The sequence below is a fragment of the Amycolatopsis sp. DSM 110486 genome, assembly GCF_019468465.1.
Classification (GTDB): domain Bacteria; phylum Actinomycetota; class Actinomycetes; order Mycobacteriales; family Pseudonocardiaceae; genus Amycolatopsis.
The window spans coordinates 4,351,879-4,368,764 of sequence record NZ_CP080519.1; the positions used below are offsets into that span (position 1 = coordinate 4,351,879).

The following is a 16,886-nucleotide window of genomic DNA, read 5'->3' on the forward strand; positions in this document are numbered from 1 at the left end:
CAATCGTGGCACTTCACCCGTCGGGTACTCGAACGGTTGTCCTTGAGTAAAGAGCCCTTAAAGTGCAAAAGGGACATAACCTCTGGCGTCCTCCCGTGTGTGAAGTCCTTGTTCAAATGGCTCTGACCAGGAGGTTTTCTTCTGCGGAGCGGCGGCCTCAGGTAAAGACGCGCCAAAGGGGCATCGCGGGCGATAGCGGCCATCGGCGACGTTGTGACGCAGTAGACACTCTGTCCGTTGATCCGGGCGTCTTACCTTCCCTGCGACCGGCGCGGGCCGCGAAGCATAATGAGCCGGTGGATCAGCTGGACCGGAAGATCATCGCGGCGTTGCGGGTCAACGGCCGGGCCACCTACGCCGACCTCGGCCGTTCCGTCGGTTTGTCGGCCTCGTCGGTGCACGAGCGCGTGGGCAAGCTCGAGGCCGCGGGGGTGATCACCGGCTACCACGCGATGGTGGACCCGGGCACCGTCGGTCTGGGCGTCACGGCGCTGGTGGGCATCCACCCGACGGACACCGCCACCGACGAGGACGTGGCCACCGCACTCGGCGAGCTCGCCGAGGTGGAGAGCTGCTACGCCGTGGCCGGCGACGAGGCGTTCGTGGTGAAGGTGCGCGTGTCGACCGTCGACGAGCTGGAGCACACACTCGGGCGGCTGCGGCGCATCCCGGGCGTCGGGCGCACCAACACGACGGTGGTGCTCTCGACCCGCTTCGAGGGTCGCCCGAACAACGCGGGCCTGGACGAAGAGGCCGAGAACAAGGCGTAGCCTCCCTTGATGTGAGCGAATCGCCGGAACCCGAATCGCCGGAAAACCTGCCCCGTGACCTGACGCTGTACCTGGTCGCGCGCTTCGCGCTGGTGGCCGTGGTCGCCTGGGTGCTGTCGCTGGTCGGGGTGCCGCTGCTGGTGTCCCTCCTCATCGGGCTCGTCGTGGGCCTGCCGCTGGGTCTGCTGCTGTTCCGCAAGCTCAACGCGCGCGTGACGGCCGGGCTGGCCAAGCGCAACGAGTCGCGGGCTCGTGCGCGGGCCGCCCTGCGCGCCCAGTTGCGCGGCGACCTCCCGTCGAACCCGGGCGACGAGGCCGCGTGAGCAGGCTCCACAACCGGGCCTGGGTGCGTGAGGCCGTCCGCATCATCGAGGCCGACGCGAACCGCAGCGCCGACACCCACCTGCACGTGTTCCCACTGCCCCAGGAATGGGGCGTCGACCTTTACCTGAAGGACGAGTCCGTGCACCCCACGGGCTCGCTCAAGCACCGGCTGGCCCGGTCGCTGCTGCTCTACGGCCTGGTCAACGGCCAGATCGGCCCGGACACCACGCTCATCGAGGCCTCCAGCGGCTCGACGGCGGTGTCCGAGGCGTACTTCGCGCGCATGCTGGGCCTCAAGTTCGTGACCGTGGTGCCGCGGCGCACGAGCAAGGAGAAGATCGCCCTCATCGAGTTCTACGGCGGCGACTGCCACTACGTCGACCGCGCCCCGGACATGTACCCGGAGGCCGAACGCCTCGCCGCCGAGTGCGGCGGGCACTACCTCGACCAGTTCACCTACGCCGAGCGCGCGACCGACTGGCGCGGCAACAACAACATCGCGGAATCGGTGTTCGCGCAGATGCGCGCCGAGCGGCATCCGGTGCCGTCGTGGATCGTCGTGGGCGCCGGGACGGGCGGCACGAGCGCGACGTTCGGGCGGTACGTGCGGTACAAGCGCCATACGACCAAGATCGCCGTGGTGGATCCGGAGAACTCGTCCTTCTTCAGTGCCTGGGAGACCGGGGCGCTGGACTACTCGACGGGGATGCCGTCGCGGATCGAGGGGATCGGCCGGCCGCGGGTGGAGCCGTCGTTCGTGCCCGGGGTGATCGACGAGATGTTCTCGGTGCCGGATGCCGGGTCGCTTGCCGCCATCCGGTTGTTGCGGGACCACACGGGGCACTGGGCCGGTGGGTCTACGGGGACGAACCTGTACGGCGCGTTTTTGCTGATCTCGCGGATGATCGCCGAGGGGCAGGCCGGGTCTGTCGTCACGTTGTTGTGTGACGGTGGGGATCGGTATGCGAACACGTACTACTCGGATGAGTGGTTGGCGGAGCAGGATCTCGATATCGCGCCGTATCGGGCGAAGTTCGATGAGTTTCTGCTGACCGGTCGGTTTGAGGGGTAGGTCCGCGTCCGTGCAGGTCCTCGCAGGGGCGTGTTGCGTGGGTTGTGGCTAGAACGCCAGCGCCACCGCGCTGAGGACCGCCCAGGCGAGCATGGCCAGGCCCGTGTCGCGTAGGGCCGGGATGAGTTCGCGGCCCACTTTGCCGCCGCCGACCGCGCGGACGGACTTGAGCAGCATGGGTGCCGTGACCAGGGCGATGAGCAGCAGCGGGTGCCAGATGCCGAGGACCACGGTGAGCACGTACGGCACCGTCACCAGTGCGAGGTACAAGCGGCGCGTGCCGCTGTCGCCGAGGCGGGTGGCGAGGGTGCGTTTGCCCGACTCGATGTCGGTGGGGATGTCGCGGAGGTTGTTGGCCGTCAGCACCGCCGTGGAGAAGCAGCCGACCGCGACGGCGCAGCCCAGGCCGGCCCAGCTGACGCGCCCGGCCTGCACGTAGACGGTGCCCAGCACGCCGGCGAGGCCGAAGAACACGAAGACGGCGATCTCGCCGAAGCCGTAGTAGCCGTACGGCTTCTTGCCGCCCGTGTAGAACCACGCGCCGAGGATGCAGACGCCGCCCATGATCAGCAGCCACCAGAAGCCGGTGAGGGCCACGAGCAGCAGGCCCAGCACGCCGGCCAGGCCAAGACACACCAGCGCCGCCGCGAGGACGGCCTTCGGGGCGGCCGTGCCGGAGCCGACGAGGCGCAGCGGGCCGACGCGGTTCTCGTCGGTGCCGCGCACGCCGTCGGAGTAGTCGTTGGCGTAGTTCACGCCGATGATCAGAGCGAGCGCGACCAGCAGCGCGAGCACCGAGCGCCACCACGAGAACGCGTCCAGCGCGATCGCCGCCCCGACGCCCGCGACCACCGGCGCGATCGCGTTGGGCAGCGTCCGCGGGCGGGCGCCTTCGATCCACTCACTCACTGTCGCCATGGTCGTTATTCAACGCCATGCGATCTTCACCCGATCAGGAACCCGTGACCTGCCACGTGAGGGTCCCGCTGCTGTTCGGCTCGTCGGCCGACGCGGCGCCCGCGCCGACGACCAACCCCACCGCAAGAGCCACGACCGCCACGGCAGCCTTCGTCCACCTCGTCATACCCCGAGGCAACCGTGATCACTGGCACCCTGTCAACGATCCGGCGGGATTTCACGCCGTCCGGAGGGCGAACAGGGCTTTGACGGCTGCCCGGTCGATCTTCCCGGGGCCCCGCAACGGCAATTCGGCCGTGAACTCGACCTGCTTCGGCGTCGCCGCGGCGCCCAGTTCCTCGCGGACGACGGCGCGGAGCGTTTCGCCCGCGACCGGTCCCTCCGCGACCACCAACGCGACCACCGCTTCACCCCACTGGGGGTCCGGGATCCCGACCACGCAGACGTCGCGCACGCCCTTGATCGCGCCGAGCACCCGCTCCACCGACCCCGCTGACACCTTCACGCCGCCGGTGTTGATCACGTCGTCCGCGCGGCCGAGGACCTCGACGCGGCCGTCGTCGAGCAGCCGGCCGCGGTCGGACGTGCGGAACCAGCCGTCCTGGAACGACTCCTCGGTGAGCGAAGGCGCGAGCCGGTAGCCGTGGGCCAGCACCGGCCCGGAGATCCGCAGCCGCTCATCGGCGTCCGGCTCGACGCGCACCCCGTCGAGCGGCACCCCGTCGTAGACGCAGCCACTCGCGGTCTCGCTCATGCCGTACGCGGGAACGATCCGCACGCCGGCCTCGACAGCCCGCGTACGCAGCGTCGCCGACGTCGCCGCAGCGCCCAGCACGATCCCGTCGAACGCGCGGGCCGCGGACAGCCCGGCCCCGCCGTCGTCGAGCAGCCGGACGAGCTGCGTCGGCACCAGCGCCGTGTACCGCGGCCCGTCCTCGGCCAGCACCGGCGCGGCGGCGGCGGCGAACTCGTCCGGCCGGAAGCCCGCCCCGGTCAGGAAAGCGGCTTTCGTGCCCGCCAGCCGCGCGCGGACCAGTACCTGCAGGCCGCCGATGTAGTGCGCCGGCGTGGCGAGCAGCCAGTGGCCCGCGCCGCCGAGCCGCGCGTGCGTGGCAGTGGCCGACGACGTCAGCGCGCCCGGCGAGAGCAGCACGCCCTTCGGCGCGCCCGTCGACCCGGACGTGGCGATGATCACGGCCGTGTCCGGTTCGGCCGGCGTGTCCGGCGCCATCGCCTCGAGCACGCCGGGCGCCGCCGGGTCGGCCGAAGACAGCGGCAGCACGGCCTCGCCGCCGTCCAGCGCCGCCGCCACGGCCGTGTCCAGGGCGGACACCGCTTCGGCGCTCCCGTCGAGCCACACCACACGCACAAGGTCTCCCGGTGGATCAGTAGTAGTACGGGACGTCGGACCAATCCGGGTCCCGCTTCTGCAGGAACGCGTCGCGGCCTTCCACGGCTTCGTCCTGCATGTACGCCAGCCGCGTGGTCTCGCCGGCGAAGAGCTGCTGGCCGACGAGGCCGTCGTCGATCGCGTTGAACGCGTACTTCAGCATGCGCTGCGCCGTCGGGGACTTGCCGACGATGGCCCAGCCCCACTCCAGTGCCACCTTTTCCAGATCGGCGTGGGGGACGACCTCGTTCACCGCGCCCATGTGGTGCATCTGCTCGGCGGTGTAGTCGCGGCCGAGGAAGAAGATCTCGCGCGCGAACTTCTGCCCGACCTGGCGCGCGAGGTAGGCGGAGCCGTAGCCCGCGTCGAACGAGCCGACGTCGGCGTCGGTCTGCTTGAAACGCGCGTGCTCGGCGGAGGCGAGCGTGAGATCGCACACGACGTGCAGCGAGTGCCCACCGCCCGCGGCCCAGCCGGGAACGACCGCGACCACCGGTTTCGGCATGAACCGGATCAAGCGCTGGACCTCGAGGATGTGCAGCCGGCCGGCGCGCGCGGGGTCGACCGTGTCGGAGGTCTCCCCACTCGCGTACTGATACCCGGAGCGTCCGCGAATACGCTGGTCACCGCCGGAACAGAACGCCCAGCCGCCGTCCTTGGGCGACGGCCCGTTGCCGGTGAGCAGGACGCAGCCGACGTCGGAGCTCATCCGGGCGTGGTCGAGGGCGCGGTAGAGCTCGTCGACCGTGTGCGGGCGGAAGGCGTTGCGGACCTCCGGACGGTCGAACGCGACGCGGACCACCCGTTTGCCGGAGCGGCTCTCGGCAGAGCGGTGGTAGGTGATGTCGGTGAAGGCGAAACCTTCGACCTCGGTCCACGCGGCGGGGTCGAACAGCTCGGAAACTCGGGCGTCATCCACGTTTGGGAGAATAGGACCTGTGGACATCTCTGCTGAGCCTGATGCCGCCTCCGCGGGAGGTAGCGCGTCCGTGGGCGATTTACCCGGAGCCTGCCGGTGAACCCCTCCACCGCGCAGGCCAGGGTCATCGTCGACGAACTGGTCCGCAACACCGTGTCCCACGTCGTCCTCTGCCCGGGTTCGCGTAACGCGCCGCTGTCGATCGCGCTCTACGACGCGGCCGCGGCCGGCCGACTCCAGCTCCACGTGCGTATCGACGAGCGCGGTGCGGCGTTCCTCGCGCTCGGCATCGCCGCCCGCACGGGCCGGCCGTCGGCGGTGGTCTGCACCTCCGGCACGGCGGCAGCGAATTTCCACCCGGCCGTGCTTGAGGCCGACCGCGCGGGCGTGCCGCTGATCGTGCTCACCGCCGACCGCCCGCCCGAGCTGCGCTCCGCCGGCGCCAGCCAGGTGATCGACCAGTACCAGCTCTACGGCAACGCCGTGCGCTACTTCGACGAGCTGGCCGTCGCCGAGCGGCGCGCCGGCCAGAACTCCTACTGGCGCAGCCAGATCTGCCGCGCCTGGAACGCCGCCTACGGCGAGTGGCGCAGCGGCCCGGTGCACCTGAACATCCCGTTCCGCGAGCCGCTGGTGCCGGACCTCGACGATGACGGTGAGTGGTACGAGTCCACCGAAGGCCGCGCCGACGGCGAACGCTGGACCGAGCTCCCCGACTTCGGCGCCCTGCCGTCCTTTGTGGTCCCCTCGGCCCGCCACGGCCTCGTGATCGCGTGCGACACCGGTGTGCAGGCGGCCAGCGAGTGGGCCGAGCAGCACGGCTGGCCGGTGGTTTCGGAGACCGGTGGTTTGGGCCTGTCCGGCTCCACGGCCATCTCGTCGGGCGCGTGGCTGCTGGGCGTCGAGGAGTTCATCTCACGCCACAAGCCGGAGCAGGTCCTGTGCCTCGGCCGGCCGACGGTGTTCCGGCAGGTCCAGAACGTGCTCTCGGACCCCGCGGTGGAAGTTCTGCTGGTCCGCCCCGACTCCGACTGGCCCGCGCCGGCGCACAACGTCCGCCAGGTCGGCCAGTGGTTCGCCGAGCCCACGAAGCCCGCGGACCCGGAGTGGCTCGCGGGCTGGCAACGCGCCGACGCGGCTGCTGCCGCGGCCGTTTCTCTCGCTCTGGCCGAGGAGCCGTGGCCCAGCGGGTTGAGCGTCGCTTCGGAGCTGGTGGACGCCCTGCCGCAGGGTGCTCTTCTGGTGGTGGGTTCGTCGAACCCGACCCGCGATGTCGCGCTGGCCGGGACCCTGCGTCCCGACGTGCTCGTCCACCGCAACCGCGGCGTCGCCGGCATCGACGGCACGGTCTCCACGGCCATCGGTGCGGCCACCGTGCACCGCGCGCCTTCGTACGCTTTGCTGGGCGATCTGACTTTCTTGCACGACGCTTCCGGCCTGCTGACCGGTCCCGCCGAGCAACGTCCGGACCTCACCATCGTCGTCCTCAACGACGACGGCGGCGGGATCTTCTCGCTGCTGGAACAGGGCGCACCCGAGCACGCGGACAGCTTCGAGCGCGTGTTCGGCACTCCCCACGGCGCCGACCTGGGCGCGTTGTGCGCGGGCTACCGGGTGCCGCACGTGGTGGCCTCTTCGGTGTCGGAGTTCCGCGCCGCGTTGAAGCCCGCGCCGGGCCTGCGGGTCGTCGAGGTGCGCGTGGACCGCTCGCGCCACCGCGACCTGCACGCCCGCCTGCGCAAGGCCGTGGCCTCGGCCGTCGGCAACGGCTGAGGTTCAATCCAGCGCGGTCCGCCACGCGTCCTGGTGGGCGTCGAGGTAGTCCGCGGTCGCGAGCCAGTAGGGGCCGTCCTCACGCCAGATGCGCGACCACGGCTGCGCTGCGGCGTTCGCCCGCAGGAAGCCGTGCATCGCGCGGGCGCGGCGGCCAAGCGCGGCCGGAAGCTCGGCTCGTTGGCGCTCGTCGAGGCCGTAGCCGTCGGTGAACGCGCGCAGGCGGGCGGCGGATTCCGCGACCGGCCGGTCGGCGCGCAGGTCCGCCCCGGTCTGCGCGGTGTAGGCGAGATCCCACACCGTCGACGCCGGCGCCGCGCAGTCCCAGTCGATCAGCACCCACCCACGCTCGGTGCGCACGATGTTCCACGGCGCGACGTCGTTGTGGCACACGAGTTCTTCGCGGTCCGGCGGGATGAGCCGCTGCCAGGCCGCGCCCGGCGGCGGGACGAATCCGGCCAGCGCCTGGTGCAGCTCGGCCAGCGTCCGGCCGAGGTCGTGCAGGTCGCCGGGGGAGTACGGGCCGCCCACCTCGCCCGGCACGAACTCCAGCACCTGCCGGCCGCGCTCGTCGCGCCCGAGTGGCCTCGGCGCCGCGCGGAACCCGACCGAACGCAGGTGCGCCAGCACCGCGTCCACGGCCTCGGTCCACGGCCCGGCCGGGCGCCGCACCGTGGCGCCGACGCGGACGACGCCGCTCGTCACGTTCCCGATCAGCGGTTCTTCTGTCACACGATCGAGAATCGTGGCCTCGTCAAGTGATTACCTCCCGGAGTCCCAGCGGGTAAGAACCTCCCAACGGACGTACCTCGCAACTCGAACCCTGGCTACGTTCGAGCGCGTTGATCACCGTCTGGGAGGAAACGCCATGCGTGGAAGAGGTCGGGCCGGGCTCGGGTTGGTCGCGGCGGGAGTGGTGTCGGTGCTGGTCGCGGGGGTGGCGTCGGCCGCGCCGCAGCCGGGGGCGCCGGGGGTGGGTGATCCGTACTACCCCAACGCCGGCAACGGTGGCACCGACGTCCTGCACTACGACATCCGCCTGACCTACCAGCCGGACACCGACCGGCTGGCGGGCACGACGACGCTGCTGCTCACCGCGACGCAGGACCTGTCGCGGTTCGACCTCGACTTCGCGCTCAAGGCCAAGAGCGTGCTGGTCGGCAACGAGGCCGCGACCTTCGCCAACCAGAACGGCAACGGCGAGCTCGTCATCACCCCCGCGCACCCGCTGCTCAAGGGCCAGACCACCACCGTCGTCGTCGCCTACGACGACACGCCGTCCACCGAGGCCGTCGACGGGCTGCACGGCTGGAAGCACGGCGCGTTCGGCGCGCTGGGCGTCGACGAGCCGCAAAGCGCGCAGTGGTGGTTCCCCTCGAATGACCACCCCACGGACAAGGCCACCTACGACGTCAGCATCGAGGCGCCGGACGGCAACGCGGCCATCACGAACGGGACCCTCGTGCGCAAGACCCAGTCGCGCGCCGGCTGGACGCGGTGGAACTGGCGCAGCACGAAGCCGCAGGCCACCTACCTGACGTCGTTCGTCGTGGGCAAGTACGAGGTGAACCAGTCGACGACGCCGGACGGCAAGCCGTTCATCACCGCGTACGGCTCCGACCTCGGCGACTCCCTCTACGCGGCCAAGGCGAGCGTCGAGCGGACGCCGGAGATCGACGCGTTCCTGGCCACGCAGTTCGGGCCGTTCCCGTTCGAGGCCGAGGGCGGCGTGGTCACCAGCGGCATCACGTTCTCGCTCGAGAACCAGACCCGCCCGACCTATGGCCTGAAAAACTTCCTCAACGGTTCCAACACCACGCTCATCGCCCACGAGAACGCCCACCAGTGGTTCGGCGACAACGTCTCGCTCGGCAAGTGGAGCGACATCTGGCTCAACGAGGGCTTCGCGTCCTACGCCGAATACCTCTGGTCCGAACACGAGGGCGAGGGCACCACGGCCGAGCTCGCCCAGTACGCCTACGACTCCTACGCCGCCGACGACGCGTTCTGGCAGGTCCTGCCCGGCGACCCGGGCGAGGAGAACCAGTTCGACGGCGCCGTCTACGACCGCGGTGCGATGGCCCTGCAGGCCCTGCGCACCACCGTCGGGGACGACGCGTTCTTCGCCATCCTGCAGAAATGGCAGGCCACGAAGGCCGGCGGCCACGGCGTGATCCCGGAGTTCGAGGCGCTGGCCGAGCAGGTGTCGGGCAAGCCGCTGCAGGCGTTGTTCCAGACGTGGCTGTTCACGAAGGGCAAGCCGGCCGTCGGTCCGAACGGCGCTGCCGCTCGGGCTGCGCGGTCGGCCCACGCTCTGGTCAAGCCGAAGTCCTACGACCAGATCCGGGCCAACCACCGCATGCTCGCCGCCGCGGGGGAACGGTGAGGCACTACTGTGCCGATCGTTACCAATCCGACCACAGTCACGGCCGAATGGCTTCGTAGCAACGGTTACGTGCCGAGTGGGGGTCGGCCTACTTTTGGCCGGATTGGTAACCTCGCGATGTGACGGTCAGGCGTGAGCGGGCGAGGCGCATCGGGTGGTTCGCCGTCCTCGGTGTCGCCTCGCTCCTCACCGTCATGTGCGTGAGCCTGCTCTTCGCGGCCATCCGCAACGACAACGCCATCGAGTCCCACCTCGGCACGGCCACGGCCACCGTCGAGTCCGTGAACTTCGACCGCACGATCATCCAGTTCCAGAGCCCGGACGGCATCGTCCACAGCCCGGCCAACGGCGTCCTCTACCCGTCCGGCCTCATGGCGGGCCAGCTCGTGGCCATCGAGTACGACGTCACGAACCCCGACCGCACCGCCCGCGTCGCCGGCCGCACCGCGACGCTCACCCTCCTGCCGCTGGGCACGACCATCCTGTTCACCTGGCTGGTCGCGGGGCCGCTGATGTGGTGGCTGCGCCGCCTCATCAAGCGCGACCGGGCCGCTCGGGCGGCTGCCGAGGTGCCAGAGGTCGCGGTCGCCTGACCCGCGTGGTTCGTCTTGGCCTGCGGCGCTGACCCTCTCGCTGTGTGCCGCGGTCGCTGTGACGCGGTTGTGGCGGCTCCGCCAAGGCGCGCGGTGTTGGCTTCGTGTTCACCCGGCACCGGATTCGCAGCGACGTGATCGCTGCGCGGCCTGATCGAGCGCAGCGTTCAGGCGACCGAGACCCGGCCGCCCGAACGCCGGATCAGGTCGTGGCGACTGTCGCCGTCTCCTGCCACCAGCTCAGGACCTCGTCCGCGACCCCCGGAGCGGCCACGAGCAGGCCGTCCGTCGGCAGCGTCGTGTCCTCGCCGTGCTTGTCCAGCACCACCGCGCCGGCCTCGATTGCCATGGCGACAGAGCCCGCGACGTCCCATTCGTGGTAGCTGTGCAGCACCGCGGCGGCCGCGTGGCCGAGCGCGACCTGCGCGATCGATAGCGCGGCCGAGCCCAGCACCCGCACGCCCGCGTGGGCGGCCGCCGCGCGCTCTATGAAGCCACCCATCCCCGGCCACGGCCCCTTGCGCGCGAGCTCGGTGCAGACGATGGCGCCGGCCGTCACGCGGCGGTCGACGAGCTGGATGGGTTTGCCGTTGGCGCGGGCGCCGCGGCCGCGGGCGGCGGCGTAGATCTGGGCGCGGTACGGGTCGGCGACGACCCCCACCACCGGCCCGGACGCGTCGATCAGCGCGAGGCTGTAGGCGCACCAGGGCACGCCGGCGACGTAGTTGGCGGTGCCGTCGACGGAGTCCACCACCCAGCGGTACTCGGCCACGTCGGCGCCGTGGTCGGCGCCGAACTCGTGGCCGACCACAGGTATGCCGGGGAACTCGGCCGTCAGCACCCGGCGGGTGTGGCGCTCGAGGATGCGGTCGGTGTCGGTGACCCAGTCGAACGGGGAGTCCAGGGTCGAGGGGTGGGCTCCGCGGCCCGCCGTCGCGGTGATCACGTCGGTGGCGTCGTTGGCCAGCCGGCCGGCCACCTCGAGAGCCCTCGAGAGCAGCCCCGGCTCCACGGGCTGCGACGGCCTGGAGGACAAGAGGGTCATGCCTGCTTAGTCTGGGCCGTCCTGGTTTCCGGGACACGACCTTGAGGTGACATGTCGTGGCGAATCTGTTGACGGACTGTGTCCGGAAGCCAACGCTTCGGAGTGTTCGAACACCGTTGGCCGAGCTGTCACGAAGGATTGGTCCGGGTCGCACACGCCGGTGCGACAGTGGCCGGGTGCGAGTCGCCATAGTCACCGAAAGTTTCCTGCCCCAGGTGAACGGCGTGACGAACTCCGTGCTGCGGGTCGTCGAGCACCTGGTCGACCGCGCCCACGACGTGCTCGTGGTGGCGCCGGGACCGGGGCCCGAGTCCTACCGCGGCGCACCGGTCGTCCGCATCCCCGCGCTGGACGTGCCCGGCGTGCACTCCCTGCCGATCGGCCTGCCGACGCGCACTGTGCTCACGGCGCTCAGCGGCTTCCGCCCGGACGTGGTGCACCTGGCCTCGCCCTTCGTGGTGGGCGCGCGCGGCCTGGCCGCGGCGCGGCGCCTGCGGGTGCCGTCGATCGCCGTCTACCAGACCGACATCGCGGGCTTCGCCACGTCGTACGGCTTCGGCATCGGCGCGCGCGCCGCCTGGCGCTGGGTGCGCCGCGTGCACTCGCGGGCCGACCGGACGCTCGCCCCGTCCTCCGACTCCGTCGAGCAGCTGCGGCTGCACGGTGTGCCCCGCGTGCACCGCTGGGCGCGCGGCGTGGACATCGACCGCTTCTCGCCGTCGCACGCTGACCCCGCGTTGCGGGCCGAGCTGGCGCCCAATGGCGAGCTGCTCGTGGGCTTCGTCGGGCGGCTGGCGCCGGAGAAGGAAGTCGACCGCCTGGTGTCGCTGGCCGGCGTGCCTGGCATCCGCGTGGTCGTGGTCGGTGACGGCCCGGAGCTGCCCTCTCTGCGCGAACGCCTCCCCGGCGCCGCCTTCCTCGGCGCGAGGTACGGCGACGAGCTGTCGGTGGCCTACGCGAGCCTCGACGTGTTCGTCCACACGGGACCGCACGAGACGTTCTGCCAGGCCGTCCAGGAAGCCATGGCCTCCGGCCTGCCGGTGCTCGCCCCGGACGCGGGCGGCCCGAAAGACCTCGTCCTGCCCGGACGCACGGGGTACCTGCTGCCCGCCGACCGCGACGAGTTCGGCCGCGCGCTCGTCGAGCGCATCGACGACCTGCGCGACGCCGCCCTGCGGGCGCGGCTGGGGGAGAAGGCCCGGAAGGTCGTGCTGGGCCGGACGTGGCCCGCGGTCTGCCGGGAGCTGGTGGGTCACTACGAGGCCGTGCAAGACCGGGCCGCGCGCGCGGCCTGAGCGATGCACATCGTCCAGCTGGCAAACTTCTACGGGCCGCGCTCGGGAGGGCTGCGGACCGCCCTGCACCACCTCGGGGCGGGCTACGTCGCCAGCGGGCACCGCGTGACCCTCGTCGTGCCGGGCACCCGGTATGCCGTGGAGACGCTGCCCACGGGCGTGCGGCGGTACTCGCTGCCGGCGCCTCGGATCCCCGGCACGGGCGGTTACCGGGCGGTCGACCCGCATCGCGTGCGGTCTGTGCTGCGGCGGCTTGCGCCGGATCGTCTGGAGGTCTCGGACCGGCTGACGCTGCGCGGGATGGGCACGTGGGCCCGCCGCAATGGTGTTCCCAGCACGGTGATTTCCCACGAGCGTCTCGATCGTCTGCTGGAGCAGTTTCTTCTGCCGCGGCCGGTTGCGCGCGGTGTCGCCGACGTCGCCAACCGCCGGATGGCCGCCAGCTACGACACGGTCGTGTGCACCACCGCCTTCGCCCGCGCCGAGTTCGACCGGATCTCCGCGCCCAACGTCCGCCGGGTCCCCCTGGGTGTCGACTTGGCGACCTTCGCGCCCTCGATGCGCTCGGACTCGTGGCGGCATTCGCTGGCCGGTGGCGCGGACGCCCTGCTGGTCCACTGTGGACGCCTGTCTCCCGAGAAACACGTGGAGCGCAGCGTCGACACGGTCGCCGAGCTGACGGAGTCCGGCGCCCGCGTGCGCCTGGTGATCGCCGGCGACGGGCCTCGAAGACGCGCGCTGGAACGCCGCGCCCGCGGCCTCCCCGTGACGTTCCTGGGATTCCTCTCCGGCCGCGACGAGGTCGCTCGCTTACTGGCCACCGCCGACGTCTCGCTCGCCCCGGGCCCGCACGAGACGTTCGGGCTGGCCGCCCTCGAAGCCCTCGCCTCCGGCACCCCCGTGGTGGTCTCCGCGTCGTCCGCCCTGCGCGAAATCGTCCGCCCCGGCTGCGGCGCCGCCGTCGACGACCACGCCCCCGCCTTCGCCACCGCGGTCACCGGGCTCCTGGACAGCCCCGAAGACCTCCGCCGCGCCGCCGCCCGCGCCCGCGCCGAGGAATTCGCCTGGCCCGAGTCGGTGCGGGGGATGCTCGCTGCCCTCGGCTGAGGTTGGTTGGCTTTGGTTGACCTCGGCTGGCTTTGGTTGACCTCGGCAGGGTTTGATACGCCGGGACCAACCTCGCTCGGACCAGTCCACTCGGATTGACCGGGGTCCCGGCCGAGCGCCGGCTTCGCGACCGGTCCCTCCGCACCCACGCCACGGCCACGAGCGGACCGTTCGCTCCGGTTGCTCCGTACGACGGGACCGTTCGCGCTGCGAGGACGAGGGGACCGTTCGTGCCGTCGCGGACGTGCGAGAGGACCGCTCGCACAGAACCAACCGTCGCGACCGGGCCCCGCCGCCGCGACCCCCGCCCACCCCAGACCCGCCCTCAGCCCAGCCCACCTGACCAGCGCCTCAGCCACCCTCAGAGGGTGAGCTGTCCGTGAGTGTCTAGATTCGAGGCATGCCCCGCGCCAGTCTGGACAAGGATCCGCACGAAGTCGCCGCGATGTTCGACGGCGTGGCGTCCGGTTATGACCGGGCGAACTCGTTCATGACGTTCGGGTTCGACCGGCGGTGGAGGACCACCACGGCGCGGGTGCTGGACGCCAAGCCGGGTGAGAAGGTGCTCGACCTGGCGGCCGGGACGGGCGTGTCGACGGTCGAGTACGCGCGTGGCGGGGCGTGGTGCGTGGCGGCCGACTTCTCGGTCGGCATGTTGCGCGCGGGGCTGCACCGGAAGGTGCCGATGGTCGCGGCGGATGCGTTGCACCTGCCGTTCAAAACCCACACCTTCGACGCCGTCACGATCTCGCTCGCGCTGAGGAACTTCGTCGACACCAAGGCCGCGCTCACCGAAATACTCCGCGTGGTCAAGCCGGGGGGCCGGCTGGTCATCTGTGAGGTGTCGACGCCCACGTTCGCGCCCATCCGGTTCTTCTACCGGCGCTTCATCCTGAAGCTGCTCACGTGGGTCGGCAGCCGCTCGTCGACGAACCCCGAGGCCTACGCCTACCTGGCCGAATCGATGCTCGCGTGGCCCGACCAGCGGGCGCTCGGCGAGATCATCGCGAGCGCCGGGTGGACGGAAGTGGAGTGGCTGAACCTCACATTCGGCGTCGTCGCCATTCACCGCGCGAAGAAGCCCTCCGTAGACTCGTGACATGACGATCTCCCGCCGCAGCCCGGACCACGACGCCGAAGTGATCGTGGTCGGCGCCGGACCGGCCGGTTCCACCGCGGCCACGTACCTCGCGCGCGCGGGGGTCGACGTGCTGCTGCTGGAGAAGACCGAGTTCCCGCGGGAGAAGGTCTGCGGCGACGGCCTCACGCCCCGCGGCGTGAAGCAGCTGATCGACCTCGGCATCGACACGAGCGAAGAGAACGGCTGGGTCCACAACCGCGGCCTGCGCATCCTCACCGGCGACCTCACGCTCGAGCTCGACTGGCCCGACCTCACCAGCTACCCGCCCTACGGCGTCGCCCGCACGCGCCAGGACTTCGACGACCTGCTGGCCAAGACCGCGGTCAAGGCCGGCGCGCGCCTGTACGAGCGCACCACCGTCACCAACGCCATCACCAGCTCGTCCGGCCGCGTGGTCGGCGTCGAGGCGAAGGTCGGCCCCGAGAAGACGCCGGTGAGCTACCGCGCGCCGCTCGTGCTGGCGTGCGACGGGGTGTCCGCGCGGCTCGCGCTGAGCGTCGGCATCGAGAAGAACGAGAAGCGCCCCATGGGCGTCGCCGTGCGCCGGTACTACAAGAGCCCGCGCCACGACGACCCGTTCATCGAGGGCCACCTCGAGCTGTGGGACCGCTCGGACCCGCGCAACCCGAAGCTCCTGCCGGGCTACGGCTGGGCGTTCCCGCTCGGCGACGGCACGGTGAACGTCGGGCTCGGCATGCTCTCGACGTCCGCGTCCTTCCGCAACACCGACTACCGCGCGCTCCTGCGCCAGTGGCTCGACGGCACGCCCGAGGAATGGGGCTACCGCGAGGAGAACGCCATCGGCAAGGTCGGCGGCGCCGGCCTCCCCATGGGCTTCAACCGCACCCCGCACTACCGCGACGGCCTGCTGCTGCTCGGCGACGCCGGCGGCATGGTGAGCCCGTTCAACGGCGAAGGCATCTCCGCCGCGATGGAGTCGGCGCAGCTCGCGTCGGAGGTCGTCGTGCAGGCGCTCGCCCGCCGCGAAGGCCCTTCGCGCGAGCGCGCGCTGCAGGGTTACCCGCGCGCCGTCGGCGAGCTGATGGGCGGCTACTACCGGCTCGGCAACGTCTTCGCGAAGCTCATCGGCAACCCGAAGGTCATGCACGTGTGCACCAAGTACGGCTTGCGGATCAACAAGATCCTTCCGTTGGTGTACAAGGGACTTTCCGGCTGCTACGACGCCAAGGGCGGCGACGGCGTCGACCGCCTGATCGCGGCTCTCGCCCGCGCCACGCCCAGCCCCCGCTGACCCGAAGCGGTACCCCGGACAACAGACCGAACGACCCTGCTGACGTCCCACGAGCCGGTGCGCCGGTACCCGGCTGGAGCAATGGTTGCCCAGCCGGTCAGGTGGGATACGTCACAAGATCACGTCCGGATTGTCCCCGGCGACCCCGGTCACCAACCCCTTAATCGCTGGTCCCGCGAGTGCGACCTGCGCTGCACTGTCTTGGCCGGGCGGTCAAGTTAGGTAAGCCTTATACCACGGCCCCTAGAGACGGCCGTGTGAGTCGCGTCCTACACTCCCCCCATGCTTGTGAATCGCTTCACATCCACGACGAGTGGCTTGTGAACTATTTCACAAGCACCCCGCGGCCCGACCACGGGCCGTAAGGGTGCCCTGACCCTCGGCGGTGTGACCCAGCTCCCTTAGGGTGCCGACGAGGAAGCGGACCACCACCCGAGAAGCAACCCGCAGCGGCGCGGAAAGGATGGCGAAGACCCCGTGCTGATGTTGCCCGTGCTGGCGCAGGCCGACCCCAGTGGAGCTGCGGCCGCGCCTGGCCTGAAGGTGTACCTGCCGCTCGTCCTGTTGTTCGTGCTGGCGCTCGGTTTCGCCACCCTGTCGGTGCTGCTGGGCCCGCTCGTCGGCCCCAGCCGCTACAACAAGGCGAAGCTCGCGGCCTATGAATGCGGGATCGAGCCTTCGCCGCAGCCGCTCGTCGGCGGCGGCCGGATGCCGGTGGCGTACTACATCACGGCGATGCTCTTCATCCTGTTCGACATCGAGATGGTGTTCCTCTACCCGTTCGCCGTGAACGCGAACGCGCTCGGTGTGTTCGGCCTGGTGGAGATCGCTCTGTTCATCGTTACGGTCGGGTTCGCGTACGCCTACGTGTGGCGGCGCGGCGGCCTGGATTGGAACTGAA

General features: G+C 70.9%; 17 protein-coding genes. 11 read left to right on the plus strand and 6 right to left on the minus strand.

The window, feature by feature from the left end:
- The first annotated feature begins 296 nt into the window (after positions 1-296).
- From K1T34_RS21225 to K1T34_RS21235, 3 genes are read left to right on the plus strand one after another with little or no spacing between them, the layout of a single operon-like run.
- Positions 297-770: an Lrp/AsnC family transcriptional regulator gene (locus tag K1T34_RS21225; protein WP_220245963.1), complete on the plus strand. Its 474-nt coding sequence runs from the start codon at positions 297-299 to the stop codon at positions 768-770.
- Between the two features lie 11 nt (positions 771-781).
- Positions 782-1,093: a DUF4229 domain-containing protein gene (locus K1T34_RS21230; RefSeq protein WP_220245964.1), complete on the plus strand. Its 312-nt coding sequence runs from the start codon at positions 782-784 to the stop codon at positions 1,091-1,093.
- Positions 1,090-2,166 (plus strand): PLP-dependent cysteine synthase family protein, encoded by a 1,077-nt coding sequence (locus K1T34_RS21235; RefSeq protein ID WP_220245965.1) that lies wholly within the window; start codon positions 1,090-1,092, stop codon positions 2,164-2,166. The genes K1T34_RS21230 and K1T34_RS21235 overlap by 4 nt, the downstream gene beginning before the upstream one ends.
- A 48-nt stretch (positions 2,167-2,214) precedes the next feature.
- On the opposite strand, the gene K1T34_RS21240 is transcribed toward K1T34_RS21235, so the two are convergent.
- Genes K1T34_RS21240 through K1T34_RS21250 form a run of 4 tightly spaced genes read right to left on the minus strand, consistent with a single transcriptional unit; the run spans position 2,215 to position 5,393 of the window.
- On the minus strand, positions 2,215-3,084 hold the full coding sequence (locus tag K1T34_RS21240) for a 1,4-dihydroxy-2-naphthoate polyprenyltransferase (RefSeq protein ID WP_220245966.1): 870 nt from the start codon (positions 3,082-3,084) through the stop codon (positions 2,215-2,217).
- 34 nt (positions 3,085-3,118) lie between these two features.
- Positions 3,119-3,250 carry a hypothetical protein gene (locus K1T34_RS53420; RefSeq protein WP_255638628.1) on the minus strand — a complete coding sequence of 44 codons (132 nt, stop codon included), beginning with the start codon at positions 3,248-3,250 and terminating at the stop codon, positions 3,119-3,121.
- A gap of 51 nt (positions 3,251-3,301) precedes the next feature.
- The gene (menE, locus tag K1T34_RS21245) at positions 3,302-4,453 is read right to left on the minus strand and encodes an o-succinylbenzoate--CoA ligase (protein ID WP_220245967.1); all 1,152 of its coding nucleotides are present in this window, start codon (positions 4,451-4,453) and stop codon (positions 3,302-3,304) included.
- 16 nt (positions 4,454-4,469) lie between these two features.
- Complete coding sequence (locus K1T34_RS21250; RefSeq protein WP_220245968.1) at positions 4,470-5,393, minus strand: 1,4-dihydroxy-2-naphthoyl-CoA synthase; 924 nt, start codon at positions 5,391-5,393, stop codon at positions 4,470-4,472.
- Positions 5,394-5,489: 96 nt separating this feature from the next.
- Here K1T34_RS21250 and menD point away from each other — a divergent pair, with 96 nt between their 5' ends.
- On the plus strand, positions 5,490-7,166 hold the full coding sequence (menD, locus tag K1T34_RS21255; RefSeq protein WP_220245969.1) for a 2-succinyl-5-enolpyruvyl-6-hydroxy-3-cyclohexene-1-carboxylic-acid synthase: 1,677 nt from the start codon (positions 5,490-5,492) through the stop codon (positions 7,164-7,166).
- A 3-nt stretch (positions 7,167-7,169) separates the two neighbouring features.
- Here menD and K1T34_RS21260 read toward each other — a convergent pair whose 3' ends face one another.
- Complete coding sequence (locus K1T34_RS21260) at positions 7,170-7,898, minus strand: phosphotransferase enzyme family protein (RefSeq protein ID WP_220245970.1); 729 nt, start codon at positions 7,896-7,898, stop codon at positions 7,170-7,172.
- Between the two features lie 136 nt (positions 7,899-8,034).
- Here K1T34_RS21260 and K1T34_RS21265 point away from each other — a divergent pair, with 136 nt between their 5' ends.
- Together K1T34_RS21265 and K1T34_RS21270 are read left to right on the plus strand one after the other, a co-directional pair.
- Positions 8,035-9,552, plus strand: a complete 1,518-nt coding sequence (locus tag K1T34_RS21265) for a M1 family metallopeptidase (RefSeq protein ID WP_220245971.1) — start codon at positions 8,035-8,037, stop codon at positions 9,550-9,552.
- 119 nt (positions 9,553-9,671) lie between these two features.
- Positions 9,672-10,145: a DUF3592 domain-containing protein gene (locus K1T34_RS21270; protein WP_220245972.1), complete on the plus strand. Its 474-nt coding sequence runs from the start codon at positions 9,672-9,674 to the stop codon at positions 10,143-10,145.
- Between the two features lie 202 nt (positions 10,146-10,347).
- Here K1T34_RS21270 and K1T34_RS21275 read toward each other — a convergent pair whose 3' ends face one another.
- Positions 10,348-11,190 (minus strand): inositol monophosphatase, encoded by an 843-nt coding sequence (locus K1T34_RS21275; protein ID WP_220245973.1) that lies wholly within the window; start codon positions 11,188-11,190, stop codon positions 10,348-10,350.
- Between the two features lie 224 nt (positions 11,191-11,414).
- Between K1T34_RS21275 and K1T34_RS21280 the strand changes: the two genes are divergently transcribed.
- From K1T34_RS21280 to K1T34_RS21300, 5 genes are all read left to right on the plus strand, one after another.
- Positions 11,415-12,485, plus strand: a complete 1,071-nt coding sequence (locus K1T34_RS21280) for a glycosyltransferase family 1 protein (protein ID WP_304504325.1) — start codon at positions 11,415-11,417, stop codon at positions 12,483-12,485.
- Positions 12,486-12,488: 3 nt separating this feature from the next.
- On the plus strand, positions 12,489-13,592 hold the full coding sequence (locus K1T34_RS21285) for a glycosyltransferase (protein ID WP_220245975.1): 1,104 nt from the start codon (positions 12,489-12,491) through the stop codon (positions 13,590-13,592).
- Between the two features lie 400 nt (positions 13,593-13,992).
- Entirely contained in the window at positions 13,993-14,691 is a 699-nt protein-coding gene (locus K1T34_RS21290; protein WP_220245976.1) for a demethylmenaquinone methyltransferase, read from the plus strand.
- Position 14,692: 1 nt separating this feature from the next.
- Positions 14,693-15,985, plus strand: coding sequence for a geranylgeranyl reductase family protein (locus K1T34_RS21295; RefSeq protein WP_220245977.1), 1,293 nt, complete (start codon positions 14,693-14,695; stop codon positions 15,983-15,985).
- Between the two features lie 483 nt (positions 15,986-16,468).
- Positions 16,469-16,885 carry an NADH-quinone oxidoreductase subunit A gene (locus K1T34_RS21300; protein ID WP_220247327.1) on the plus strand — a complete coding sequence of 139 codons (417 nt, stop codon included), beginning with the start codon at positions 16,469-16,471 and terminating at the stop codon, positions 16,883-16,885.
- Position 16,886: the final 1 nt, after the last annotated feature.